Origin of the sequence: Pseudomonas sp. HMSC076A11, assembly GCF_001810205.1 — a bacterium.
GTDB classification, from domain to species: Bacteria; Pseudomonadota; Gammaproteobacteria; order Pseudomonadales; family Pseudomonadaceae; genus Pseudomonas; species Pseudomonas aeruginosa.
On record NZ_KV800278.1, the window covers coordinates 1 to 23869 of the forward strand.

The following is a 23869-nucleotide window of genomic DNA, read 5'->3' on the forward strand; positions in this document are numbered from 1 at the left end:
TGCGCATTATAGGGAGATAGAAACTGGCGTCAACGATTATTTCAAAAATAATTCAAATAACCGCCGGAAGCGCTTTCAGCCCACCGAAACCGCCTCGCCAGCCGGCTTTTTCTGCGCCAGCAGGTAGAGCCCGACGAGGAAGCCGACCAGGCACAGAGTGACCACGTAGTAAGCCGGCCCCATCGGGCTCTGCTTGAGCAGCAGGGCCACCGCCATCGGCGTCAGCCCACCGAAGATGGCGTAGGCCAGGTTGTAGGAAAAGGACAGGCCGGAGAAACGCACAACCGGTGGGAACGCATTGACCATCACGTAGGGAACGGCGCCGACGATGCCGACGAAGAAGCCGGTCAGTGCATATAAAGGAAAGAGCCAGTCCGGGTGGGCCTTGAGGTTGCCGTAGAAGCTCCAGGACACCAGCGCCAGCAGCACGCTACCGGCAACGAAAGTCAGCCCCGCGCCGTAACGATCCGCCATGCGCCCGGCGACGATGCAGCCAAGGGTCAGGCAGACGATCGCCAGGCTGTTGGCCTTGAGCGCCGTGGCGGCATCGAAGCCGTATACGCTCTGCAGCACGGTAGGGGTCATCAGGATGACCACCACGATCGCGGCCGACAGCACCCAGGTCAGCAGCATCGACACCAGGACGGCGCCACGATGATCGCGGACCACAGCTTTCAACGGCACTTCCTCTGCCAGCGCCTTGCGCTGCTGCAGCTCGGCGAATACCGGCGTCTCGTGCAGCCAGCGGCGCAGATAGACCGAGAACAGGCCGAACACCCCGCCGAGCAGGAAGGGTATCCGCCAGGCGTAGTCCTGCACCTCTGTCGCGCTATAGAAGCTATTGATCGCAGTAGCCACCAGCGAGCCCAGCAGGATGCCCGCCGTCAGGCCGGAAGTCAGCGTCCCGCAGGCATAACCGACATGCCGTGCCGGTACATGCTCGGCGACGAAGACCCAAGCCCCCGGCACCTCCCCGCCAATCGCGGCGCCCTGGATCACCCTCAGCAGGAGCAGCGCCAGGGGCGCCCAGATGCCGATCTGCGCGTAGGTCGGAAGCAGGCCCATGATCAGGGTCGGCACCGCCATCATGAAGATGCTCAGGGTGAACATGCGCTTGCGCCCGAGCAGGTCGCCGAAGTGGGCCATGATCACGCCGCCCAGCGGCCGCGCCAGGTAGCCGGCGGCGAACAGGCCGAAGGTTTGCAGCTGACGCAGCCATTCCGGCATGTCCGCCGGGAAGAACAGCTTGCCGACCACGGTGGCGAAGAACACGAAGATGATGAAGTCGTAGAACTCCAGCGCTCCACCCAGGGCGGAGAGGGACAGGGTCTTGTAGTCGCTGCGGGTCAATGGACGCTGGGCCGGCGCCTCGGGAGCATTCGCGGATGGCATGTCGGGATTGTTCTCTTTATTCGTTCAGCAAGCATGAGCGGGGTTCGACCGGCAGGCGTGTCGACCTGCGACCCGGGGACGCAGGAGCGAAACCATAGCAAATCGACGAATGTCCACACAGTCGGTCGAAGAGAGAACCGGGCGGTCGTCGGCTGCCCTACTCCTCTATATAATGCCCGGGCGCCTCTGAAAGCTGTCCCAAGACCTTGCACCGGCAGGCGTTTTGGGAGAGTTTTCCCCTAAACCGCGCTTGAACAAGAAATCCGGGGGGCACGAGGCCCTTACCTATGATCGAGCTTGAACAAGAAGACCCCATTCCCCAGGGAGACCTGGCCTTGCAGATTACCGCGCTGCCGCGCGAAACCAACGGTTTCGGCGATATCTACGGCGGTTGGCTGGTATCCCAGATGGACCTGGCGGGAACCGCCATGGCCAGCAAGATCGCCGGCGGCCGTATCGCCACCGTCGCCATCGACCGCATGGCCTTCATGGTGCCGGTCGCGGTAGGTGCCCAGCTTTCCTTCTATACCCAGACCCTGGAAGTCGGCCGCAGCTCGATCCGCATGCTGGTCGAGGTGTGGAGCGACGACCCGCTGTCCAGCGAATGGCGCAAAGTCACCGAGGCGGTGTTCGTGTTCGTCGCCATCGATGGCAGCGGGCGCACCCGCCCGGTCCCGCCACGCCGGGGCTAGACGCAGGAACGCCGGCTATCGCCGGCGTTCTTGTTTGCGCGTTCCTCAGGCCCGCACGGGGTTGCCGCGTACCGGCGCATCCCCGGCCACGTAGTACTTCGCCGTGCTGCGCGGCAGCGGCTGGCGACCGCGGATCCTGTCGGCGATCTTCTCGGCCATCATGATGGTGGTGGCATTGAGGTTGCCGGTGATGATCAGCGGCATGATCGACGCATCCACCACTCGCAGTCCTTCCATGCCATGGACCCGTCCCTGGCCATCGACCACCGCCATGTCGTCGCTGCCCATCTTGCACGAGCAGGATGGGTGGAAAGCGGTCTCAGCATGGTTGCGGATGAACTCGTCGAGTTCGGCGTCCGACTGCACGCTCACCCCAGGGCTCAACTCGCGGCCCCGATAGGGGTCCAGCGCCGGCTGGTTCATGATCTCGCGGGTCAGCCGGATGCCGTCGCGGAACTCCTGCCAGTCCTGCTCGTGGGACATGTAGTTGAACAGGATGCTCGGATGCTGGCGCGGGTCCCTGGACTTCAGGTGGATGCGCCCGCGGCTCGGCGAGCGCATCGAGCCCATGTGCGCCTGGAAGCCGTGCTCCTGCACGCCCTTGCTGCCGTTGTAGTTGATCGCCACCGGGAGGAAATGGAACTGGATGTTCGGCCATTCGAACGCTTCGCGGGTTCGGATGAAGCCGCCAGCCTCGAACTGGTTGCTGGCGCCGAGGCCCTTGCCGAGGAACAGCCACTGGGCACCGATGGCCGGCTGGTTCCACCATTTGGTCGCCGGGTAGATCGACACCGGCTGCTTGCAGGCGTACTGCAGGTAGAGTTCCAGATGATCCTGCAGGTTGGCGCCGACGCCCGGCAGGTCATGCACCACCGGGATGTCCAGGTCGCGCAGCAGGGCCGCCGGGCCGACGCCGGAGCGTTGCAGCAATTGCGGCGAGGCGATCGCGCCGCTGCACACCAATACTTCGCGGCGGGCGTGGGCGGTGACCGGGTTGTCGCCGTTGCCCACCAGGTAGGAGACGCCGATGGCGCGCTTGCCGCTGAACAGGATGCGGTCGCTCAGGGCGTGGGTGACGATGGTCAGGTTGGGCCGGCCGCGGGCCTGGTCCAGGTAGCCGCGCCCGGTGGCGGCGCGACGGCCCTCCGGGGTGACGGTCCGGTCCATGGGGCCGAAGCCTTCCTGCTGGTAACCGTTGAGGTCATCGGTTCGCGGGTAGCCGGCCTGCACGCCGGCCTCGACCATCGCATGGAACAGTGGGTTGTTGCCGGCCTTCGGCGTGGTCACGCTGACCGGGCCGTCGCCGCCATGGTAGTCGTTGGGGCCGATGTCCCGGGTTTCCGCCTTGCGGAAGTACGGCAGGCAGTCGAGGTAGCTCCAGTCCTCGAGGCCCGGCTCCTTGGCCCAGCCGTCGAAGTCCAGGGCGTTGCCGCGGATGTAGCACATGCCGTTGATCAGCGAGGAGCCGCCCAGGCCCTTGCCGCGACCGCACTCCATGCGGCGGTTGTTCATGTAGGGCTCGGGGTCGGTCTCGTAGGCCCAGTTGTAGCGCCGCCCCTGCAGCGGGAAGGCAAGGGCCGCCGGCATCTGGGTGCGGAAGTCGAAGCGGTAGTCGGGACCGCCGGCTTCGAGCAGCAGGACGCTGACGTCGGCATCTTCGGTGAGGCGGGTAGCGAGTACGTTACCGGCAGAGCCGGCTCCGATGATGATGTAGTCGAATTCCTGGGACATGCAGGCCTTCCTCTTTTCTCGGCATGACACCGGCCGCGACGCTGGCGCGCCGGTGTCTGGAAGTTCGGAATGGCCGGTGTCAGGGAGCGTTGCCTGGGACCGGCCTGGTTAGGGGTTCGAGCGCTGCGTCGAGGCTCAGAACACCGAGGCGTAGTCGCCCAGCTCCACTTGCACGGACTTGATGCGAGTGTAATGAGCCAGGGTGGTGAGACCGTTCTCGCGACCGACACCGGATTGCTTGTAACCGCCGACCGGCATTTCCGCCGGCGACTCGCCCCAGGTATTGATCCAGCAGATGCCGGCTTCCAGGCGATGGATGGCGCGGTGGGCGCGGGCCAGGTCCTGGGTCACGACGCCGGCGGCGAGGCCGTACTCGGTATCGTTGGCGCGGCGGATCGCCTCGTCTTCGTCGTCATAGACCAGGATGCTCATCACCGGGCCGAAGATTTCCTCGCGGACGATGGTCATGTCGTCGCTGCAATCGGTGAACACGGTCGGCGCGACGTAGGCGCCATTGCCGAACGCTCCATCGGTCACACGCTCGCCGCCGCACAGCAGGCGAGCCTTCTGCGCCTTGCCGGACTCGATGTAGCCGAGCACGCTTTCCATGTGCGGGAAGCTGACCAGCGGGCCGAAGTTGGTGTTCTCGTCCTGCGGGTCGCCGAGACGGATGCGCTGCACGCGCTCCAGTATCTTGGCTTCGAAGCGGGCCTGCTGGGAACGGTGGATGAACACCCGGGTGCCGTTGGTGCAGACCTGGCCGGAGCTGAAGAAGTTGGCCATGACGGCGATGTCGGCGGCGCGGTCGAGGTCTGCGTCGGGGAAGATGATCAGCGGGGACTTGCCGCCCAGCTCCATGGTCACTTCCTTCAGCGACGAGCTGGAAGCACTGGCCATGACTTTCTTGCCGGTGGAGGTGCCACCGGTGAAGGAGATCTTCTCGATCAGCGGGTGCTCGGTCAGCCACTGGCCGACTTCGCGTCCGCTGCCGGTGAGCACGTTGAACACGCCGTCCGGCACGCCGGCCTCGGTGTAGATCTCGGCCAGCTTGAGGGCGGTCAGCGGGGTGACTTCGCTGGGCTTGAAGATCATCGCGTTGCCGGCAGCGAGGGCCGGGGCGGATTTCCACAGGGCGATCTGCACCGGGTAGTTCCAGGCGCCAATGCCGGCGACCACGCCCAGCGGCTCGCGGCGGGTGTAGACGAAACTGGTTTCGCGCAGGGGAATCTGCTCGCCTTCGATGGCCGGGACCAGGCCGGCGTAGTACTCGAGCACGTCGGCGCCGGTGACGATGTCCACCGAGCGGGTTTCCGCCAGCGGCTTGCCGGTATCCAGGGTTTCCAGGGCAGCCAGTTCGTCGTTGCGCTCGCGGAGGATGTCGACGGCGCGACGGAGAATGCGCGAGCGCTGCATGGCGGTCATCGCCGCCCACACCTTCTGCCCCTCGACGGCGCTCTGCACGGCCCGCTCGACGTCTTCCCTGGAAGCCCGCTGGACCTTGGCGAGCACTTCGCCGTTGGCCGGGTTGATGGTCTCGAAGGTGGCGCCACTGCTGGCCTCCACGTAGCGACCGCCAATGTAGAGCTTCTGTTCTTCGAATCGGGCCATGTTGCAGTCCTCTCTTATCGGTATCGCAGGCGCAAGGCGGCGCCGCGGGGGTTTTCGTCCCTACCCCGACTGTTTTGCCAACTGCTGGTCGAGGTAGTCGTAAGCGATGTTCAGGGCCTCGTCGGTATCGAAGGCGTCGCCGGTCAGCGCGCCACGCAACCACAGGCCGTCGATCAGGGCCGCCAGGCCGCGTGCCGCGGCGCGGGCGTCGTCCGCCGAGAGCTGGCGGCGGAACTGGTAGCACAGGTTCGAATACAGGCGATGGTCGTTGACCCGCTGCAATCGACGCAGTGCCGGCTGGTGCATGCTGGTCGCCCAGAACGCCAGCCAGGTCTTCATCGCCGGACCATTGACCTGGCTGTCGTCGAAGTTGCCTTCGACGATGGCTCGCAGGTGCGCCCTCGGACTGTCGTCGTAGAGCGCCGCGCGGCGTTCGCGTACGGCCTTGCTCAAGGCGCTGAGCAGGTGCCGCATGGTCGCTTCCAGCAAGCCGTTCTTGTCCTGGAAGTAGTGGCTGATGATGCCGTTGGAAACACCCGCCAGGCGGGCTATCAGGGCGATGCTGGCGTCTCCCATGCCGACCTGATCGACCGCCTCCAGGGTGGCGTGAATCAGTTGCGAGCGGCGGATGGGCTGCATACCGACCTTGGGCATTGCTATCTCCTCTCGTCGATGGGTGCGTGCGGGCACCGACCGACGTCATTGGTGGCCAGTCTATTTTGTTTTTATTGAACGTTCAATCAACTAAGAATAAGCTCGGCGTCCATGAGCGGCTCCCAGCCTGCGTGCAACCTGGCCCGCGCCGTTCATCACCTCGTCGCCGAAGTCCGCCAAGGATCGCAGAATCCGGGCTTCAAGTGGGGTGGCAATGCTGTGTCTGTAGTCCGCGGCCATAAGCCGCCATGCTTTCACTGCCATGGGGTCATCCTCCAATGAGTACTGCTTCGCCAATAAAAACAAACGAGCAGGTACGTCTGAATCCGATCGTGTTCTTCGGCTCGACCGCACTGATCCTGGTTCTGACCGCCGCCCTCATCCTCTATCCCGACAGCGCCGGAGCCTTGCTCGGCCGCATCCAGGCGTGGCTGTCGCACAGCTTCGGCTGGTACTACATGCTGGCCATCGGCGCCTACCTGTTCTTCGTCGCCTGGGTGGCCTTCTCGCGCTTCGGCACCCTCAAGCTCGGCGAGGAGCATGAAAAGCCGGACTTCAGCTACGGCGCCTGGGCCGGCATGCTGTTCTCCTCCGGGATCGGCATCTCGCTGCTCTACTTCGCCGCATCCGAGCCGATCGACCACCTCTACCATCCACCCGAAGGCGTTCCCGGCAGCCCTCAGGCGGCGCGCCAGGCGCTGCAACTGACCTTCCTCCACTGGGGCCTGCACGGTTGGGCGATCTATGCCCTGGTCGGCCTCGCCGTCGGTTATTTCGCCTACCGCCATCGCCAGCCGCTGGCGTTGCGCTCGGCGCTCTATCCGATCCTCGGCGAGCGCTGGGTGAAAGGCGCCGCGGGCCACGCGGTGGATTGCTTCGGCATCTTCGTCACCCTTCTCGGGCTGGTGACCAACCTGGGCATCGGCGCCTTGCAGGTGTCGTCCGGTCTCGAGTACCTGACCGGCATGCCGCACAGCAAAGGCACCCTGCTGGCGGTGATCCTGGCGATGAGCCTGGTCGCCACCCTGGCGGCGGTCTCCGGTGTCGAGAAAGGCATCCGCCGGCTGTCCAACCTGAATATCGTGCTGTTCAGCTCGCTGCTGCTGTTCGTGCTGGTCTGCGGTTCGACCCTGGAACTGCTCAACGGCTTCGTACAGAACCTCGGCGACTATCTCGACGGCCTGGTGCTGAAGACCTTCGACCTCTACGTCTACACCGGTGCCGGCGCCGGCAAGAGCGAGGAATGGCTGGGCCTGTGGACCCTGTTCTACTGGGCCTGGTGGATTTCCTGGGCGCCCTTCGTCGGTATGTTCATCGCCCGCATCTCCCGCGGTCGCAGCGTGCGCGAACTGGTCTGCGGGGTGCTGCTGATCCCGCTGGGCTTCACCCTGGCCTGGCTGTCGGTATTCGGCAACAGCGCCCTGGACCTGGTGATGAACCACGGCGCGACCGACCTGGGCAAGGCCGCGCTGGAACAGCCGTCGATGTCGATCTACCTGCTGCTGGAACACTATCCGCTGTCGAAGATCGTCATCGGCCTGTCGATCTTCGTCGGCTTCGTGCTGTTCCTCACCCCGGCGGATTCCGGCTCGGTGATGCTGGCCAATCTCTCGCGCAGCGGCGGCGAGCTGGACGAGGACGCGCCGAACTGGCTGCGTATCCTCTGGTCGGCCGTCGTCACGCTAGTCACCATCGGCCTGCTGTTCGCCGGCAACTTCACGGCGATGCAAACCGTCGTGGTGCTCGCCGGGCTGCCGTTCTCGGCGGTGCTGATCCTGTTCATGTTCGGCCTGCACAAGGCCATGCGCGCCGACTACGAGGCCCAGGTCGGCGACCGCCGCACCTACCAGCCGGTGCCGGCGCCAACCCAGCCCCAGACCTGAACCCGGCGCCGCTAGGGCGCCCTCGCCAATCAGGTGCGTACTTGGCCCGGCGTTTCGCCGGGCCTTTCTTTTCTGCCACCCGGCGCCCGGCGCATGCCGCAGGAACCAGCGCGCGGGAGTGTGGGACAGGAAGAGCAGGCGGAAAAAGCGCGGAGGGTAAACGCGAATGCCCGGCAGCGCCGGGCATTCGTAGCGGCCCCGAGCGGGGCCGTGGGGGATCAGCCGAGGTTCTTGCCCAGCAGCGCGTGATACAGCTCGCTGTCGCCGAGCACCCCGACCACCCTGTCCTGCTCCTGAAGGACCAGCTTGTGGCCGGTCTGGTAGCGAATCTGCAGGGCATCGCGCATACGGATGCTGACATCCACCAGTGTCGGTTCGCGGCGCAGCTTCTCCACCGGGTCGCCCTGGCGCCAGCGTTGCAGGTCGATGACGTTGCTGCCCTGGCGCGCGCCCTTGAGCACGTCGCCTTCGCTGAGACCGATCCAGCAGTCGCGGCCCTGGTCGAAGCAGATCTCGTCGTTCTGCCGGATGCACTGGTCGAGGCCACGCATCAGGCTCTGGCCGCACAGCACGTTGAGCGGGTTGGTATGGGCGACGAAGGTACGCACGTAGTCGTCCGCGGGGCTCAGCACGATCTCTTCCGGCTTGCCGTGCTGGATGATCCGGCCGTCCTTCATGATCGCGATGCGGGTGCCGATCTTCAGCGCCTCGTCGAGGTCGTGGCTGACGAACACGATGGTCTTGTGCAGTTGCCGTTGCAGCACCAGCAGTTCGTCCTGCAATTGCTGGCGGATCAGCGGGTCGAGGGCGGAGAACGGTTCGTCCATCAGCAGGATGTCGCCATCCATCGCCAGCGCGCGAGCCAGGCCGACGCGCTGCTGCATGCCGCCGGAGAGCGAGTCAGGACGCTTGTCGCGCCACTGCGAGAGACCGACCAGCTCGAGCTTCTCGTCGATCAGCTTCTTCCGCTCGGCGGCCGGACGGCCCTGCATCTCCAGGCCGAAGCCGACGTTCTCGGCCACCGTCAGCCAGGGCATCAGGGCGAACTTCTGGAACACCATGGCGATGCGCTTGGTGCGCATGGCCTTGAGGGTCGCCGGCGAGCAGTTGGCGATGTCCACCTGCGAACCTTCGTGCTCGATCAGCAGCTTGCCGCGGCTGACCTTGTTCAGGCCGTTGATGCAGCGCAGCAGGCTCGACTTGCCGGAGCCGGAAAGTCCCATCAGCACGCAGATCTCGCCGCGGTTGACGTCCAGGCAGGCGTCCTCGACGCCGAGCACCTGGCCGGTGCGCTTGAGGATCTCGGCGCGGCCGAGGCCCTGGTCGAGGAGCTTCAGGGCTTCCTTGGTGTGGGTGCCGAAGATGACGTCCACATGGTCGAATCGGATCGCGGTCATGGCTTATTTCCCCTTCACGGCGCGCTGCTTGCACACCCGGTCGAGCAGGATGGCGAGCAGGACGATGGCCAGGCCGGCTTCGAAGCCGAGGGAGATGTCGGCGGTGTTCAGCGCGTTCACCACCGGCTTGCCGAGGCCATCGGCGCCGACCAGCGCGGCGATCACCACCATCGACAGGGAGAGCATGATGCATTGGGTGATGCCGGCGGCAATGCTCGGCATCGCGTGCGGCAGCTCGATGCGCGTCAGCAGTTGCCAGCGCGAGCAGCCGAAGGCCTTGCCGGCGTCGAGCAGCTCCGCCGGAACGTCCTGGATACCCAGGCAGGTCAGGCGGATTGGCGCGGCGACGGCGAAGATCACCGTGGAGATCAGGCCCGGCACCACGCCGAGACCGAACAGGGTCAGGGTCGGGATCAGGTAGACGAAGGTCGGCACCGTCTGCATCAGGTCCAGCAGCGGCCGCAGCGCGGTGTAGAACCACGGCTTGTGCGCGGCGACGATGCCCAGCGGCACGCCTACGGCGATGCACACCAGGGTGGCGAATATCACCTGGGCGAGGGTTTCCATGGTCTCCTGCCAGTAGCCCAGGTTGAGGATCAGCAGCAACGAGGCCAGGGCGAACACGGTCAGCCCCCAGCTGCGCTGGATGAAATGCACCAGCCCTACCAGCAAGGCGATCAGCACCAGCGGGTTGAACCAGAGCAAGCCGTTGGTGACGCCATGGATGAGGAACTCAAGGGTGTCGGAGATCTTGTCGAAGAACGATGCGCCATGCAGGGTCAGCCAGTCGACGAAACCGGCGATCTGCTCTCCCAGCGGGAGCTTGTGATCAGTCAGGAACATAATCAGGGTCCATCAAGAGCGGGAAATGAACGACCGGTCGCCTACTTGGCGAACGCCAGCTTGGCCGCGGCTGCGGCAGGCTGCCCGTCGCGGGGGGGGACACCGGCCAGCCAGGCATCCAGCTGTTCCGGGTGATCCTTCAACCAGGCCTTAGCGGCTTCCTCGGGTTTCTTGTTTTCGTTGAGTACCGCGTCCATCAGCTTGTTCTCCATCTCGAGGGTGAAGCTGAGGTTCTTCAGCAGTTGGCCGACGTTGGCGCACTCCTGGGCGTAGCCCTTGCGCACGTTGGTGTAGATGGTCGCGCCGCCATAGTTGGGGCCGAAGAAGTCGTCGCCGCCTTCCAGGTACTTCATCTGGAAGCGGGTATTCATGGGGTGCGGCTCCCAGCCGAGGAACACCACCCACTGGTTGCGCCGGATGGCCCGCTGCACCTGCGAGAGCATGCCCGCCTCGCTGGATTCCACCAACTTGAACTTGCCCAGTTCGAAGGCGTTCTTGTCAATCATGCTCTGGGCGACGCGGTTGCCGTCGTTGCCCGGCTCGATGCCGTAGATCTTGTTGCCCAGCTTGTCGGAGAACTTCGCGATATCGGCGAAGCTGCGCAGGCCGCCGTCGTAGACGTACTGGGGAACCGCCAGGGTGTACTTGGCGCCCTCCAGGTTGGCGCGCAGTGTCTCGACCGTACCTTTCTCGGCGTACTGCTTGATGTCGTTGGTCATGGTGGGCATCCAGTTGCCCAGGAATACGTCGAGGTCGTTGTTGGCCAGGGAGCGGTAGGTCACCGGCACCGAGAGCAGATTGACCTTGGTCTTGTAGCCGAGGGACTCGAGGACCTGGCGGGTGACCGCAGTGGTCACTGTGATGTCGGTCCAGCCGACGTCGGCGAAACGCACCGACGCACAGGATTCGGGCTCCGCGGCCTGGGCTGCCAGCGGTGCGCACAGAGACACGGCCAGCAGCCAAGACTTGCAACCTTTCATAGCGAACTCCTCTGCAGGGTAAGGCGCCGGCGCTACCCCGAAGGGCGCGGCGGTCTGTCTGTATCGGGCCGACCGGTAGCGGCCCTCAGCGGGCAATTCGTGAACGATCATGAAACAGGACGCATCCGTCGCCTACAGGGTGGGTCGCAACCAGTGCAGGCGGGGTCGCATTCAGTACCCGCTGTGTCGCATTCAATCATAGTGGTCTTTGCCGGCGACCAGCGGATGCCGTTTTCGGAGCGGCGCGAGCCCGTTCTCATTCCGACGCCGTGCAGGTGCAGACGCCCCTCGGCCGCAGAGGTTCCCCGATCCGGGCGCGGACGCGGCGCTTTTGGACATGGCCGGGTCGGTGGCGGATGCGGCCCGCCCCGGGGAAAGCCCGATGATGCGCAGGAATCGCGGGCGGAGGAGCCGCCACCCCCACTACGCAGGCACGGATGCCGCGGCAATCCCGGAGGCCGGCATGGCTATCAGTGTGTTCGACCTTTTCAAGATCGGTATCGGCCCGTCCAGTTCGCATACCGTCGGCCCCATGCGCGCCGCCGCGCTGTTCACCGCTGCCCTGCGCCAGCGCCAGGCGCTGTCGGCGGTGCGGCGTCTCGAAGTGCGCCTGTATGGCTCGCTGTCCGCCACCGGCGTCGGCCACGGCACCGATCGCGCGGTGATCATGGGCCTGATGGGCGAATGGCCGGATCGTATCGACCCGACCCAGATCGCCCCACGCATGGCCGCGCTGCTCGATAGCGGCCTGCTGCAACTGGACGGCCGCGTGGCGGTACCGTTCGACTGGGTGCGCGACATGCGCCTGCTCGACGAGAACCTGCCCTACCACCCCAACGCCATGACCCTGGTCGCCTACGGCGAGCAAGGCGAACTGCACCAGGAGACCTACTACTCGGTGGGTGGCGGCTTCGTGGTCGATGCGGCACAGGCCGCCTCGGGACAGCTCGACCAGGACCACACGGTGCTGCCCTACGACTTCTCCAGCGCCGAGGAACTGTTGCTGCTGTGCAAGCGCCACAACCTGCGGGTATCCGAGCTGATGCTGGCCAACGAACGCATCTGGCGCAGCGAGACCGACATCCGCGAAGGCCTGCGGCGCATCTGGCAGGCGATGCGCGATTGCGTCGACAACGGGTTGCGCAACGAAGGCATCCTTCCCGGCGGGCTCAACGTGCAACGCCGCGCCGCGCGCCTGCACCGCAACCTGCAGGAGATCGGCAAGCCCAACGTGATCGGCTCGACCCTCAGCGCCATGGAATGGGTCAACCTGTTCGCCCTGGCGGTGAACGAGGAGAACGCCGCCGGCGGGCGCATGGTCACCGCGCCCACCAACGGCGCGGCGGGGATCATCCCGGCGGTGCTGCACTACTATATGAAGTTCAATCCCGACGCCCAGGACCGCGACGTCGTCGACTACCTGCTGGCCGCCGCCGCGGTGGGCATCCTGTGCAAGAAGAACGCCTCGATCTCCGGCGCCGAGGTCGGCTGCCAGGGCGAGGTCGGCTCGGCCTGCGCGATGGCCGCCGCCGGACTGGCGGAAGTCCTCGGCGCCACCCCGGCGCAGGTCGAGAACGCCGCCGAGATCGGCCTGGAGCACAACCTCGGGCTGACCTGCGACCCGGTCGGCGGGCTGGTCCAGGTGCCCTGTATCGAGCGCAACGCGATCGCCGCGGTGAAGGCCATCAACGCGGCGCAAATGGCCTTGCGCGGCGACGGCCAGCATTTCATCTCGCTGGACAAGGTGATCCGCACCATGCGCGACACCGGTGCCGACATGCACGACAAGTACAAGGAAACCTCGCGCGGGGGCCTGGCGGTGAACGCCATCGAGTGCTGAACCGGAATTGCTCACGAAACGATCGAGACGCCACTTTTTGGCGCATATGACGCGTGACCGGGCGGTCGTCATCCGTCACACTGCGGAGTAACGGCTCGCCGCCCGTCGTTACCTTTGTCGCCACGGCCGCTGCCCCGGCTTCTCGCCGGGGGCCGCCCTGGTGCTACCGAAATGCCCAGGCGCGCGGCGCGCCGCCAGCCGTCGCCCATGCTGTCGTTGTGCCAGGTCCGAGTGGAAATACCGGGCTAAAGCCTTCCGGCTTTTTTGATTGAACGCCCAATCAATATAGGCATGGCATTTGCCTTGCTCTGGTTACAAGCAACGCCGACGGCGTGGCCCAAGCAGCCACCCGGAAATTCCAACAATCATAAAAAAAGCCTCGTGAGAGGCCTGCTTGCTCAGCGTGAGGAGATACACCCATGACCACGTACGCGCCCGGAGTCCCACCACAGAACCGAAATCCGCAGTCCATCGGCTTCCTGCTGCTGGACAACTTCACCCTGATCTCCCTGGCCTCGGCGGTGGAACCGTTGCGCATGGCCAACCAGCTCTCGGGACGCGAACTCTACCGCTGGCATACGCTGAGCCTGGACGGCCGCCAGGTCTGGGCCAGCGACGGCCTGCAGATCACCCCCGACGCCGGTACCGACAACGCCCCGGCGGTGGATTGCGTGATCGTCTGCGGCGGCGTCGGCATCCAGCGCAGCGTCACCCGCGAGCACGTCACTTTCCTCCAGGCCCAGGCCCGCCAGGGTCGGCGCCTCGGCGCGGTGTGCACCGGCAGTTGGGCGCTGGCCCGCGCCGGCCTGCTCGACGGCTACGATTGCAGCGTGCACTGGGAATGCCTGGCGGCGATGCAGGAAGCCTTCCCCCGGGTGGCCATGAGCACCCGCCTGTTCTCCATCGACCGCAACCGCTTCACCTCTTCCGGCGGCACCGCGCCGATGGACATGATGCTGCACCTGATCGGCCGCGAGCATGGCCGCGAGCTGTCGGCGGCGATCTCCGAGATGTTCATCTACGAGCGCATCCGCAACGAGCAGGACCACCAGCGCGTGCCGCTCAAGCACATGCTCGGCACCAACCAGCCGAAGTTGCAGGAGATCGTCGCGCTGATGGAGGCCAACCTGGAGGAACCGATCGACCTCGACGAACTGGCGGTCTACGTCAACGTCTCGCGTCGCCAGCTCGAGCGGCTGTTCCAGAAGTACCTGCACTGCTCGCCGTCGCGCTACTACCTGAAGCTGCGCCTGATCCGCGCCCGCCAGTTGCTCAAGCAGACGTCCATGTCGATCATCGAGGTGGCCTCGGTCTGCGGCTTCGTCTCCACCCCGCACTTCTCCAAATGCTACCGCGAGTACTTCGGCATCCCGCCGCGCGACGAGCGCCAGGGCCAGCCGCTGGGCCAGCCGGTGGTGCTGATGCCGATCCCGCAGGACCTGGCGTTGATGCCCAACTCCTCGGCGCTGTCGGCCCTGAGCCAGGCGCAGGGCGAGTCGACCTTCGCCAGCGTGCGGATCTGACGGCGCGTCCCTGCCCGCCCCATCCACGGGAGCGGGCAGGGCCTTGTCAGCCCCGCGGCACCAGCGCCGGCAGCAGTTGCCGGGAAATCGCCTCGCGCACCGCCGGGAGCAGCGTGGCGTGCCCGCCGAGCATGTCCTCCACCAGCCGCCGCAGCGCCTGGGCGCGCTCCGGACTGAGGCCGCGCACGGCGTATTCGCAGGCCTGCTCCGGAGTCGAGTCCGGCGGCACGCTGAAGCCCAGCGCCTGCAGGCGTTCGCGGAAATCGTCCTGGTCGATCAGATCGGCGTGCATCATCGCGGCAGCTCCTTCGATGGGGATTGCCATCGATTCTGCTAAGCCCACGTCGCTCCCGGCAAGGGGGCTGTCCCGCCTGGACATGGGCAGGTCGTTTTCGGCTAATTCGACCGCCAGCGACACCGCCACAATCGCCTCCAGCGGCTTGCGGAATGCAGCGGACGGCTTCCGGAAAACGCCAGACTCACACTGAGGGCCGTTCCTGGCTCCTTTTTCATCCCCCTCCGCGCGTCGGGCGCGGCAGGGGGATTTTTTTGCCGGAAGCCGGCTAGCCGGCGCCGACTCCCGCCCGACAGTGTTCCCAGAAACGCTCGAAGCCCGGCGAGAGGAACTTGTCGCGCTGGCGCAGCATGTAGAAGCGCCGGCGCAACGGCGGCAGGCTGCTGCGCAGTTCGACCAGCGCGCCGGAGGCCAACTGTTCCTCGACCACCCAGCGCGACAGGCAACTGATGCCCAGCCCGGCGGCGACGCTGTGCTTGATCGCCTCGGAGCTGCCCAGGTCCAGGCTGTCTTCCAGGTAATGCAGGTGGCCCAGCAGGGCGTGGCTGACCTCCTCGCGCGTGCCCGAGCCGGGCTCGCGCAGCAGCCAGCGCGCGCGGCGCAGGGCCTCGCGGGAGACCTGGGTGCGCGAGGCCAGCGGGTGGCCGGGCGCCGCCACCACGATCAGGCTGTCCTCGAGCCAGGGCTCCACCCGCAGGCCCGGCTCGTGGCAGGGGCCTTCGATGAGGCCGATGTCCGCCGCGAAGGTCACCACGTCCTGCACCGCCGAACCGGTGTTGCCGATGCTGGCGTTGACCCTCACGCCCGGCTGCTCCCGCTCGAAGGAGGCCAGCAGGCGCGGCAGCACGTAGTTGCCGATGGTGCTGCTGGCCGCCACCGTCAGGCTCGCCTGGGGCGCGGCGGAAACCGCGAACTGCTGCTCCAGTTGCGCCACCCCGTCGAGCAGGCGCAATGCCTGGGGCAGGAAGCGGCGGCCGACCTCGTTCAGTTGCAGGCGCTTGCCGACCCGGTCGAACAGGCGCGTGGAAAGCTGCGATTCCAGCTCGTTGAGCGCGGCGCTGGTGGCCGACTGCGACAGCGAGATGGATTCCGCCGCCGCCGTGGTACTGCCGCAGCGAGCCACCGCACAGAAGATCTGGAGCTGACGGAAACTGAGGGCCATGGACTCACCTACCTGTTTTTCAGGTATTTAATACAGAAACTATTCGTTTCACAAATTCATGCCCGCTACCTAACCTGCGTCCCGTGACCTCACCTGAGGAGCGAAGGATGCACACCCTCCCCGTCAAGACCGGTACCAGACCCCTGGCCCAGGTCCAGAAACTCATCCCCGGCCTGCTGCTCAGCGCCGCCCTGGCCGGCGTGGCGATCCTCCTGGGTCGTTCGCAATGGTTGCAGCACAACGGCATCAGCGCGCTGACCCTGGCCATCGTGCTCGGCATCGTCGTCGGCAACACCCTGTACCCTCGGATCGCCGCCGGCAGCGCCGCCGGCGTCGGCTTCTCCAAGCAGATCCTGCTGCGCGCCGGGATCATCCTCTACGGCCTGCGCCTGACCTTCCAGGACATCGCCGGCGTCGGATTGCACGGCGTGCTGCTGGACGCCCTGATGCTCGCCAGCACCTTCGGCCTGGCGTGCCTGCTCGGCACCCGGCTGTTCGGCCTGGACCGCACCACCACCCTGCTGATCGGCGCCGGCAGTTCGATCTGCGGCGCCGCCGCGGTGATGGCCACCGAGCCGGTCGTGCGTGGCCGCGCCGAACAGGTCGCGGTGGCGGTTTCCACCGTGGTGGTGTTCGGCACCCTGGGCATCTTCCTCTATCCGGCGCTGTTCCAGCTCGACCAGGACTGGGGGCTGCTACCGCGCGACCCTGGCACCTGGGGCGTGTACATCGGTGCCACGGTGCACGAGGTGGCCCAGGTGGTCGCCGCGGGTCGCTCGATCGGCATCGAGGCAGCGGATACCGCAGTGATCGCCAAGATGGTCCGGGTAATGATGTTGGCGCCCTTCCTGATCCTGCTCTCGGCCTGGCTGGCACGCGACAAGGCGCACCGCCGGCAGCACAGCGGCGCGACCAAGATCACCATTCCCTGGTTCGCCGTCGGCTTCGTACTGGTCGCCGGGCTCAACTCGCTGGTCAGCCTGCCGCCGGCGCTGGTCAGCCACGTCAACGACCTCGACACCTTCCTCCTGGCCATGGCAATGGCCGGCCTCGGCCTCGGCACGCACCTCTCGGCGATCCGCCGCGCCGGCCTCAAGCCGCTGCTGCTGGCCGCCCTGCTATTCGCCTGGCTGGTGCTCGGCGGTGGATTCCTCACCCGCCTGGCGCTCGCCTGAGTCCTCCGCCAGGAAGCCCTGCACGGCCCGCCGCAAGGCCTCGTGCAGGGCTTCCACCTCGTCGATGCCGTGGCCGCGCAAGCAGCCATGGATCAGCCCGCTTCCCGGATAGAACCCTGCCTCGCCACCCGCCGCGCGTAGCGCTGCGCCATAGCGCTCGCCGTCGTCGCGCAGCGGATCGAATTCGGCAACCGCCACGAAGGCCGGCGGCAGGCCAGTGAAATCAGCGGCCTCCAGGGGTAGCGCCAGCGGCTGTCGGTGCAGCGCCGCCAGCGGCAGGTAGGCGTCCAGGCACGCCTGCACATCGCCGAGGCCGAGCAACGGCGCGTCGGCGCAGTCGATCCGCGAGGGCGATGGCGCAGCGGACAGCAAGGGATAGAGCAATATCTGCGCGGCCGGCGACGGCGCGCCGCCATCGCGCAGTGCCAGGCACAGCGCCGCCGCCAGGTTGCCGCCGGCGCTGTCGCCGGCCACCAGCAGGCGTCGCCCATCCAGCGCTTCGTCCAGCTCGCCCAGGCTCAGCGCCTGCCAGGCACGCAGGCAATCCTGCAATGCCGCCGGGAACGGATGCTCCGGCGCCAGTCGGTAATCCACCGCCAGCACCAGCAGGCCCAGGCGCGCCGCCAGGTCGGCGCAGATGAAATCGTGTGAATCGAGGCCGCCGAGCATCCAGCCGCCACCGTGCAGGTAGAGCAGCGCCGGCCAGCCACCGGGCGGTGCCGGGCGGTCGGGGCGATAGCGGCGCACGCGCACCGGCGGCGCGGCCGGCAAGCAGGAGTCGAGCACCCGCAAACCGGCCGGGCGCGGCGGCGCGAACGCCTGGCACATCCGCGCGTAGGCCGCACGTTGCGCATCCAGGCGCGGACTGTCGCTGGCGAACGCCCGGCTGTGCTCGACGAAGCGCCACATCGCCGGAGACAGCGGATACTTCGCAGCCATCGCGCTCAGCGCACCGGCGGCAGGCCGATCACCCGACCGACGCCTTCCGGCACGGGGAGCGCGCGATGTGCCTCGGCGAGCGCCTCGACCCGCGCCAGCACCTCGCCTTCGAACGGTACCGAGCGCGGGCCGTCGAGGCTGACGTGGAGCAGCATCTGCTCGCTCAGCGCCAGCGCCTGCCCGCTGCCAGGCAGGTACAGGGCATGGTGGATATGCAGGCGCTTGCGATCGTGACCGAGCAGTTGCGTACGCACCTCGACCCTGGCGCCCTCCTTCACCTCATGGAGGAAGTTCAGGTGGCATTCCAGGGTGAACAGCGAGTGTCCGCTGGCGTTGCGGTTCTGGCTGTCCAGGCCGATATGCGCCATCAGCGCATCGGTGGCGTAGCTGAACACCAGCAGGTAGAAGGCATCGCGCAAGTGGCCGTTGTAGTCCACCCACTCGGGCAGGACCGGCGTCTCGTAGGTCGTCAGGACTTGGCTCATGGCAGGCTCCGTGGTTGCGCTACGCCCGGCGGGGCGGAAGGCGCGTCATGTCACTCGGCGAAGGCGAAGCCGTGCCGGGCCTTGGTTTCCCTGATCGCCCCGAGCACCGCCAGCAGGCAGTCGTCGCGGTAGCGCTCGAGCTCGGCGATGCTGCGCGCGCCCTGCTGCTCGGCGGTGCCCTCCACCACCCGGTCGATCAGGGCCTCGGTGAGTTCCGGCGCCGGCAGGTAGGTCCAGGGCAATTGCAGCGCCGGGCCGAACTGCGCCATGAAGTGGCGCATGCCGGCGTTACCACCGGCCAGGGTGTAGGTCAGGAAGGTGCCCATGAACGACCAGCGCAGGCCGGCGCCGAAGCGGATCGCATCGTCGATCTCGCCGGTCGTGGCCACGCCGTCGTTGACCAGGTGCAGCGCCTCGCGCCAGAGCGCCTCGAGCAAGCGGTCGGCGATGAAGCCGGGCACTTCCTTGCGTACGTGCAGCGGACGCATGCCCAGCGATTCGTAGACCCGCATCGCCGCCCGCACGGCCTCGGCAGCGGTGCGTTCACCGCCGACCACCTCCACCAGCGGCAGCAGGTAGACCGGGTTGAACGGGTGGCCGACCAGGCAGCGCTCGGGGTGGCTCGCCTCGGCGTAGAACTCGCTGGGCAGCAGGCCCGAGGTGGAGGAACCGATCAGCACGTCGGGCCGCGCCGCGGCGCTGATCCTGGCGTGCAGGTCGAGCTTCAGGTCGAGCCGCTCGGGGGCGCTCTCCTGGATGAAATCGGCGTCGCCCACGCATTCCTCGATGCTCGCGACGAAGCGCAGGCGCTCCTGCGCCGCGCCGGGCGCCAGGCCCTGTTTCCGCAAGGCCGGCCAGGCATTGGCGACGCGCGCGCGCAACGCCGCTTCGGCGCCCGGCGCCGGATCCCAGGCGACGACGTCGAGGCCGTGGGCCAGGGCGCGGGCGATCCAGCCGCTGCCGATGACGCCGCTACCGAGGGCGGCGAAGGTCTTGATCTCGGTGACGAAGGACATGGACATCTCCAGAAGTTGTTCCCGCCCCCGACGGGGCGGGGAGGAAGAAATCAGCGCGGCTTCAGGTTCATCCTGCGGCGCCCTTCCGCCGGGCTCAGGGCGCGCCCGCCGAGGCGCTCGATGATCTCGATGGCGCGCTCCACCAGGCTGCCGTTGCTCGCCGGCACGCCCTTGTCCAGCCAGATGTTGTCCTCCAGGCCGACCCGCACGTTGCCGCCCAGCAACATGGCCTGGGCGACCATCGGCATCTGCGTGCGGCCGATGCCGAAGCCGGCCCAGGTCGCCCCCGGCGGCAGGTTGTCGGCCATCGCCTTCATGGTCGTGGTATCGGCCGGCGCGCCCCAGGGAATGCCCAGGCAGATCTGGAACAGCGGATCCTCCAGCAGCCCTTCCTTGAGCATCTGCTTGGCGAACCAGAGGTGGCCGGTATCGAAGATTTCCAGCTCGGCCTTGACCCCCAGCTCGGTGATGCGCCGGGCGCCGGCGCGCAGTTGCGCAGGGGTGGAGACGTAGATGTAGTCGCCGTCGCCGAAATTGAGGGTGCCGCAGTCCAGGGTGCAGATTTCCGGCAGCAGCTCCTCGACATGCCTGAGCCGCTCCAGCGGGCCGACCAGGTCGGTGCCGGCACCGAACTCCAGGGGCTGCTCGCCCTTGCCGATCTCCAGGTCGCCGCCCATGCCGGCGGTGAGGTTGATGATCACGTCGGTGTCGCTTTCGCGGATACGCTCGACCACTTCACGGTACAGCGCCACGTCGCGGCTGGGCTTGCCGGTGGCGGGGTCGCGGACATGGCAGTGGGCGACGGTGGCGCCGGCCCTGGCCGCCTCGATGGCGGCCTCGGCAATCTGTTTCGGGGTGACCGGGATCGCCGGATGCCGGCCGACGGTATCGCCGGCGCCGGTCACCGCGCAGGTGACGATGACTTCATGGTTCACGGTGGTAGCTTCCTGTATTCGGGGTGTACGAAGCCCCGCCCGGCCGCGCCGGGCGGAACGGATAGGTGCGGGTTACTTCAGCGAGGCCTGGAGCGCGGCCAGGCCGTCCTTGCCGTCGAAGGTGCTCACGCCATCCAGCCAGGCCTTCAGCGGCTCGGGGTTGGCCTTCAGCCACTGCCGCGCGGCGTCGAGGGGCTGGGTGCGATCGAGGATCGGCGCCATCACCTGGCTGACCTGGGCGCTGCTGAAGCGCAGGTTGTGCAGCAGCCGGGCGACGTTGCCGCACTGCGCCTGGTAGCCGGCGGCGGTCATGGTGGAGACGGTGGCCGCGCCTTCGTCGGGACCGAACACATCCTCGCTGCCGGTGAGGTAGGTCATGTCGATCTGCAGGTTCATCGGATGCGGCTTCCAGCCGAAGAACACCACCCACTGCTTGCGCTTGATCGCCCGCTTCACCGCCGTGAGCATCCCGGCCTCGCTGGACTCCACCAGCTGGAAGCCCTTCAGGCCGAAACGGTTGTCGTCGATCATCTTCCGGGTGATGCGGTTCGAGCCGCTGCCCGGCTCGATAGCGTAGATGCGGCCGCCAAGCTTGTCCTTGAAGCGGGCGATGTCGGCGAAGGTCTTCAGCCCGCCCTCGGCGACGTAGCTCGGCACCGCATAGGTGGACTGCGCGTCGGCCAGGGTCGGCGGCTCGATCACTTCGATCCGGCCTTTGTCCAGGTAAGGCCTGGCGACCGGCTGCATGGTCGGTTGCCAGTAGCCGAGGAACAGGTCCAGCTGCTTGTCGGCCAGGCCGGCCAGGACGATCTGTTGCGAGGCGCTGGTCTGCTTCACCTGGTAGCCCAGGCCGTCGAGCAAGGCTTCGGCCACGGCGCTGCTGGCGACCACGTCGGTCCAGTTCACCGTGCCCAGGCGCACCGTGCGGCACTGCTCGGGTTCGGCGGCCAGGGCGGCGCCACTGGCCAGGATCAGCAGGGCGCAGCCCAGCTGGCGAATCGTCGTCTTCATCGGTCTCCCCTCGTGCGGCTATTGATTGTTTTTCTGCGAGGTGGGCGCCGGCCCCTTGCGAGACCGACCCTGGCGACCAAGGTACGCAGCCGGGACGGCGGCGAAGCGCACTGCGGCGACCAGCTCTTGCACTGCAGCGACCTGGCCATTGCCAAGCGCGGCGGGCCTGCGCTACACACAGGCTGCGCAACCTCAACCCCGGAGCGCCCCATGTCCCAGGACTTCTGGTTTCTCCTGCTGCCCGGCTTCTCGGTAATGGGCTTCGTTTCCGCCGTGGAGCCACTGCGAGTGGCCAACCGCTTCCACGCCGACCTCTACCGCTGGCACGTGCTCAGCGCCGACGGCGGTCCGGTGCTGGCCAGCAATGGCATGTCGGTGAACAGCGACGGCGCGCTGGAGCCGCTGAAGAAAGGAGACCTGCTGTTCGTGGTGGCCGGTTTCGAGCCGCTGCGGGCGGTCACCCCGGCACTGGTGCAGTGGCTGCGCAAGCTCGATCGCAACGGCGTGACCCTCGGCGGCATCGATACCGGCAGCGTGGTGCTGGCCGAGGCCGGTCTGCTCGACGGGCGCCGCGCGACCCTGCACTGGGAAGCCATCGACGCCTTCCAGGAGTCCTACCCGCAACTGAGCGTGACCCAGGAGCTGTTCGAGATCGACGGTCCGCGCATCACCTCGGCCGGCGGCACCGCCTCCATCGACCTGATGCTCGACCTGATCGCCCAGGCCCACGGTCCGCAACTGGCGGTGCAGGTTTCCGAGCAGTTCGTGCTCAGCCGCATCCGCCCGCGCCAGGACCACCAGCGCCTGCAGGTGGCGACCCGCTATGGCGTGAGCAACCGCAAGCTGGTGCAGGTGATCGGCGAGATGGAGCGGCATACCGAGCCGCCACTGACCACCCTGGAGCTGGCCGAGCGCATCCAGGTCACCCGCCGCCAGCTGGAACGGCTGTTCCGCGTGCACCTGGACGACACGCCCTCGAACTTCTACCTCGGCCTGCGCCTGGACAAGGCCCGCCAGTTGCTGCGCCAGACCGACCTCAGCGTGCTACAGGTGAGCCTGGCCTGCGGCTTCGAGTCGCCGTCGTACTTCTCCCGCAGCTACCGCGCGCGCTTCGCCGCCAGTCCCAGCCAGGATCGCGCGGTGCTGCCGCTCAAGGCTCCCGCAGCCACGCCGCCAGGCGCGCCAGCAGGGCATCGCACGCCTCGAGCTGAGCGAGGCTGACGAACTCGTCCGGCTTGTGGCCCTGGTCCATGCTGCCGGGACCGCAGATCACCGCCGGGATACCGACCTGGTGGAACAGCCCGCCCTCGGTGCCGAAGGCCACGGTGGAGAAATCCGTCGAACCGCTGAGCAGGCCGATCAGCTCCGCCGCCTGGCTGTCGTCTGCGGTGAGCAGGCCGGGATAGGCCGATAGCGGCGTGAAGCGGATATCGGTACTTCGCTCCACCGCGCGCATCCGCGGCAGCAGTTCGCTTTCGGCATAGTCGCGGAGTTCCTCGGCGACCTGCCGCGGGTCGTCCGCCGGCAGCGCGCGGACCTCGAAGTCGAAGCGGCACTCGGCGGGCACGATGTTCAGCGCCCGGCCGCCCTGGATCAGTCCGGTCTGCACCGTCGAGTAGGGCGGGTCGAAACGCCGGTCGTGGCGCTCCGGCGCCGCCAGGCGCGCGCCGATCTCGCCGAGGCGGCCGATCAGCCGCGCGGCGTATTCGATGGCATTCACCCCCTGCGGCGCGTAGGCCGAATGGCAGGCCGCGCCGTGCACCTCGCAGCGCATGGCCAGCTTGCCCTTGTGGCCGAGCACCGGCTTCAGCTCGGTGGGCTCGCCGATGATGCACAGCAACGGCTTGTGCGGACGCCGCTCCAGCGCCGCGAGCAGCGAACGGACGCCCAGGCAGCCGACTTCCTCGTCGTAGGAGAACGCCAGGTGCACCGGCAGGCGCAACGGCGCGGCGAGGAACGCCGGGACGGCCGCCAGCACGCAGGCCAGGTAGCCCTTCATGTCCGCCGTGCCACGCCCGTAGAGGCGGCCATCGCGCTCGCTGAGCCGGAACGGCGGCACGCTCCAGGCCTGGCCGTCCGCCGGCACCACGTCGGTATGCCCGGAAAGGCAGACGCCGCCACGGTCGCTGGGGCCGATGGTGGCATAGAGATTGGCCTTGCGGCCGTCGGCGTCGAAGAACAGTTCGCTGTCGACGCCGAAACCCGCCAGGTAGTCGCGGACGTAGTCGATCAGCGCCAGGTTGGACTCGCGGCTGACGGTGTCGAAGGCCACCAGGTCGGCGAGGATGTCGCGGCTGCCGGGCATGTC

General features: G+C 67.2%; 21 protein-coding genes. 6 read left to right on the top strand and 15 right to left on the bottom strand.

The window, feature by feature from the left end:
- Window positions 1-75: 75 nt before the first annotated feature.
- Window positions 76-1392, bottom strand: coding sequence for an MFS transporter (locus tag HMPREF2716_RS05220; protein ID WP_003104851.1), 1317 nt, complete (start codon window positions 1390-1392; stop codon window positions 76-78).
- Between the two features lie 287 nt (window positions 1393-1679).
- Here HMPREF2716_RS05220 and HMPREF2716_RS05225 point away from each other — a divergent pair, with 287 nt between their 5' ends.
- Window positions 1680-2084 (top strand): acyl-CoA thioesterase, encoded by a 405-nt coding sequence (locus HMPREF2716_RS05225; RefSeq protein WP_003096677.1) that lies wholly within the window; start codon window positions 1680-1682, stop codon window positions 2082-2084.
- A gap of 45 nt (window positions 2085-2129) precedes the next feature.
- Here HMPREF2716_RS05225 and betA read toward each other — a convergent pair whose 3' ends face one another.
- From betA to betI, 3 genes are all read right to left on the bottom strand, one after another.
- Window positions 2130-3815 carry a choline dehydrogenase gene (betA, locus tag HMPREF2716_RS05230; protein ID WP_003104848.1) on the bottom strand — a complete coding sequence of 562 codons (1686 nt, stop codon included), beginning with the start codon at window positions 3813-3815 and terminating at the stop codon, window positions 2130-2132.
- Window positions 3816-3950: 135 nt separating this feature from the next.
- A complete protein-coding gene (gene betB / locus HMPREF2716_RS05235; RefSeq protein ID WP_003104846.1) occupies window positions 3951-5423 on the bottom strand; it encodes a betaine-aldehyde dehydrogenase in 1473 nt (490 codons plus the stop codon).
- Between the two features lie 60 nt (window positions 5424-5483).
- Complete coding sequence (betI, locus tag HMPREF2716_RS05240; RefSeq protein WP_003096684.1) at window positions 5484-6077, bottom strand: transcriptional regulator BetI; 594 nt, start codon at window positions 6075-6077, stop codon at window positions 5484-5486.
- Between the two features lie 332 nt (window positions 6078-6409).
- On the opposite strand from betI, the gene HMPREF2716_RS05245 reads away from it, so the two are divergent.
- A complete protein-coding gene (locus HMPREF2716_RS05245; protein WP_003104844.1) occupies window positions 6410-7960 on the top strand; it encodes a BCCT family transporter in 1551 nt (516 codons plus the stop codon).
- A gap of 218 nt (window positions 7961-8178) precedes the next feature.
- On the opposite strand, the gene choV is transcribed toward HMPREF2716_RS05245, so the two are convergent.
- Genes choV through HMPREF2716_RS05260 form a run of 3 tightly spaced genes read right to left on the bottom strand, consistent with a single transcriptional unit; the run spans window position 8179 to window position 11180 of the window.
- The gene (gene choV, locus HMPREF2716_RS05250; protein ID WP_003096690.1) at window positions 8179-9357 is read right to left on the bottom strand and encodes a choline ABC transporter ATP-binding protein; all 1179 of its coding nucleotides are present in this window, start codon (window positions 9355-9357) and stop codon (window positions 8179-8181) included.
- Between the two features lie 3 nt (window positions 9358-9360).
- Window positions 9361-10200 carry a choline ABC transporter permease subunit gene (choW, locus tag HMPREF2716_RS05255; RefSeq protein WP_003096692.1) on the bottom strand — a complete coding sequence of 280 codons (840 nt, stop codon included), beginning with the start codon at window positions 10198-10200 and terminating at the stop codon, window positions 9361-9363.
- 41 nt (window positions 10201-10241) lie between these two features.
- A complete protein-coding gene (locus HMPREF2716_RS05260; protein ID WP_070621833.1) occupies window positions 10242-11180 on the bottom strand; it encodes a choline ABC transporter substrate-binding protein in 939 nt (312 codons plus the stop codon).
- 463 nt (window positions 11181-11643) lie between these two features.
- On the opposite strand from HMPREF2716_RS05260, the gene HMPREF2716_RS05265 reads away from it, so the two are divergent.
- Window positions 11644-13020, top strand: coding sequence for an L-serine ammonia-lyase (locus tag HMPREF2716_RS05265; RefSeq protein ID WP_003111339.1), 1377 nt, complete (start codon window positions 11644-11646; stop codon window positions 13018-13020).
- A gap of 419 nt (window positions 13021-13439) precedes the next feature.
- Complete coding sequence (locus HMPREF2716_RS05270; protein ID WP_003096699.1) at window positions 13440-14543, top strand: choline metabolism transcriptional regulator GbdR; 1104 nt, start codon at window positions 13440-13442, stop codon at window positions 14541-14543.
- Between the two features lie 46 nt (window positions 14544-14589).
- Here HMPREF2716_RS05270 and HMPREF2716_RS05275 read toward each other — a convergent pair whose 3' ends face one another.
- Together HMPREF2716_RS05275 and HMPREF2716_RS05280 are read right to left on the bottom strand one after the other, a co-directional pair.
- Complete coding sequence (locus tag HMPREF2716_RS05275; RefSeq protein ID WP_003096701.1) at window positions 14590-14838, bottom strand: hypothetical protein; 249 nt, start codon at window positions 14836-14838, stop codon at window positions 14590-14592.
- Window positions 14839-15106: 268 nt separating this feature from the next.
- Window positions 15107-16000, bottom strand: coding sequence for a LysR family transcriptional regulator (locus HMPREF2716_RS05280; RefSeq protein ID WP_019682150.1), 894 nt, complete (start codon window positions 15998-16000; stop codon window positions 15107-15109).
- 107 nt (window positions 16001-16107) lie between these two features.
- Here HMPREF2716_RS05280 and HMPREF2716_RS05285 point away from each other — a divergent pair, with 107 nt between their 5' ends.
- Window positions 16108-17175 carry a YeiH family protein gene (locus tag HMPREF2716_RS05285; RefSeq protein ID WP_003146698.1) on the top strand — a complete coding sequence of 356 codons (1068 nt, stop codon included), beginning with the start codon at window positions 16108-16110 and terminating at the stop codon, window positions 17173-17175.
- Here HMPREF2716_RS05285 and HMPREF2716_RS05290 read toward each other — a convergent pair.
- The 5 genes from HMPREF2716_RS05290 to HMPREF2716_RS05310 all read right to left on the bottom strand — a co-directional run bounded on the left by HMPREF2716_RS05290 (window position 17119) and on the right by HMPREF2716_RS05310 (window position 21561).
- The gene (locus HMPREF2716_RS05290) at window positions 17119-18114 is read right to left on the bottom strand and encodes an acylcarnitine hydrolase (protein ID WP_023116424.1); all 996 of its coding nucleotides are present in this window, start codon (window positions 18112-18114) and stop codon (window positions 17119-17121) included. The two genes, HMPREF2716_RS05285 and HMPREF2716_RS05290, sit on opposite strands and share 57 nt — an antisense overlap.
- Window positions 18115-18119: 5 nt before the next feature.
- The gene (locus HMPREF2716_RS05295) at window positions 18120-18599 is read right to left on the bottom strand and encodes a thioesterase family protein (RefSeq protein ID WP_004351796.1); all 480 of its coding nucleotides are present in this window, start codon (window positions 18597-18599) and stop codon (window positions 18120-18122) included.
- A gap of 50 nt (window positions 18600-18649) precedes the next feature.
- On the bottom strand, window positions 18650-19615 hold the full coding sequence (locus HMPREF2716_RS05300) for an L-carnitine dehydrogenase (protein WP_003096713.1): 966 nt from the start codon (window positions 19613-19615) through the stop codon (window positions 18650-18652).
- 50 nt (window positions 19616-19665) lie between these two features.
- Window positions 19666-20550 (bottom strand): 3-dehydrocarnitine:acetyl-CoA trimethylamine transferase CdhC, encoded by an 885-nt coding sequence (locus HMPREF2716_RS05305; protein WP_003096716.1) that lies wholly within the window; start codon window positions 20548-20550, stop codon window positions 19666-19668.
- A gap of 72 nt (window positions 20551-20622) precedes the next feature.
- Window positions 20623-21561 (bottom strand): choline ABC transporter substrate-binding protein, encoded by a 939-nt coding sequence (locus tag HMPREF2716_RS05310; RefSeq protein WP_003096718.1) that lies wholly within the window; start codon window positions 21559-21561, stop codon window positions 20623-20625.
- A gap of 210 nt (window positions 21562-21771) precedes the next feature.
- On the opposite strand from HMPREF2716_RS05310, the gene cdhR reads away from it, so the two are divergent.
- Window positions 21772-22782, top strand: a complete 1011-nt coding sequence (gene cdhR / locus HMPREF2716_RS05315) for an HTH-type transcriptional regulator CdhR (RefSeq protein WP_033863044.1) — start codon at window positions 21772-21774, stop codon at window positions 22780-22782.
- Here the strand turns inward: cdhR and argE are convergent.
- Window positions 22712-23866: an acetylornithine deacetylase gene (gene argE, locus HMPREF2716_RS05320; RefSeq protein ID WP_023518207.1), complete on the bottom strand. Its 1155-nt coding sequence runs from the start codon at window positions 23864-23866 to the stop codon at window positions 22712-22714. The genes cdhR and argE overlap by 71 nt on opposite strands.
- Window positions 23867-23869 lie beyond the last annotated feature (3 nt).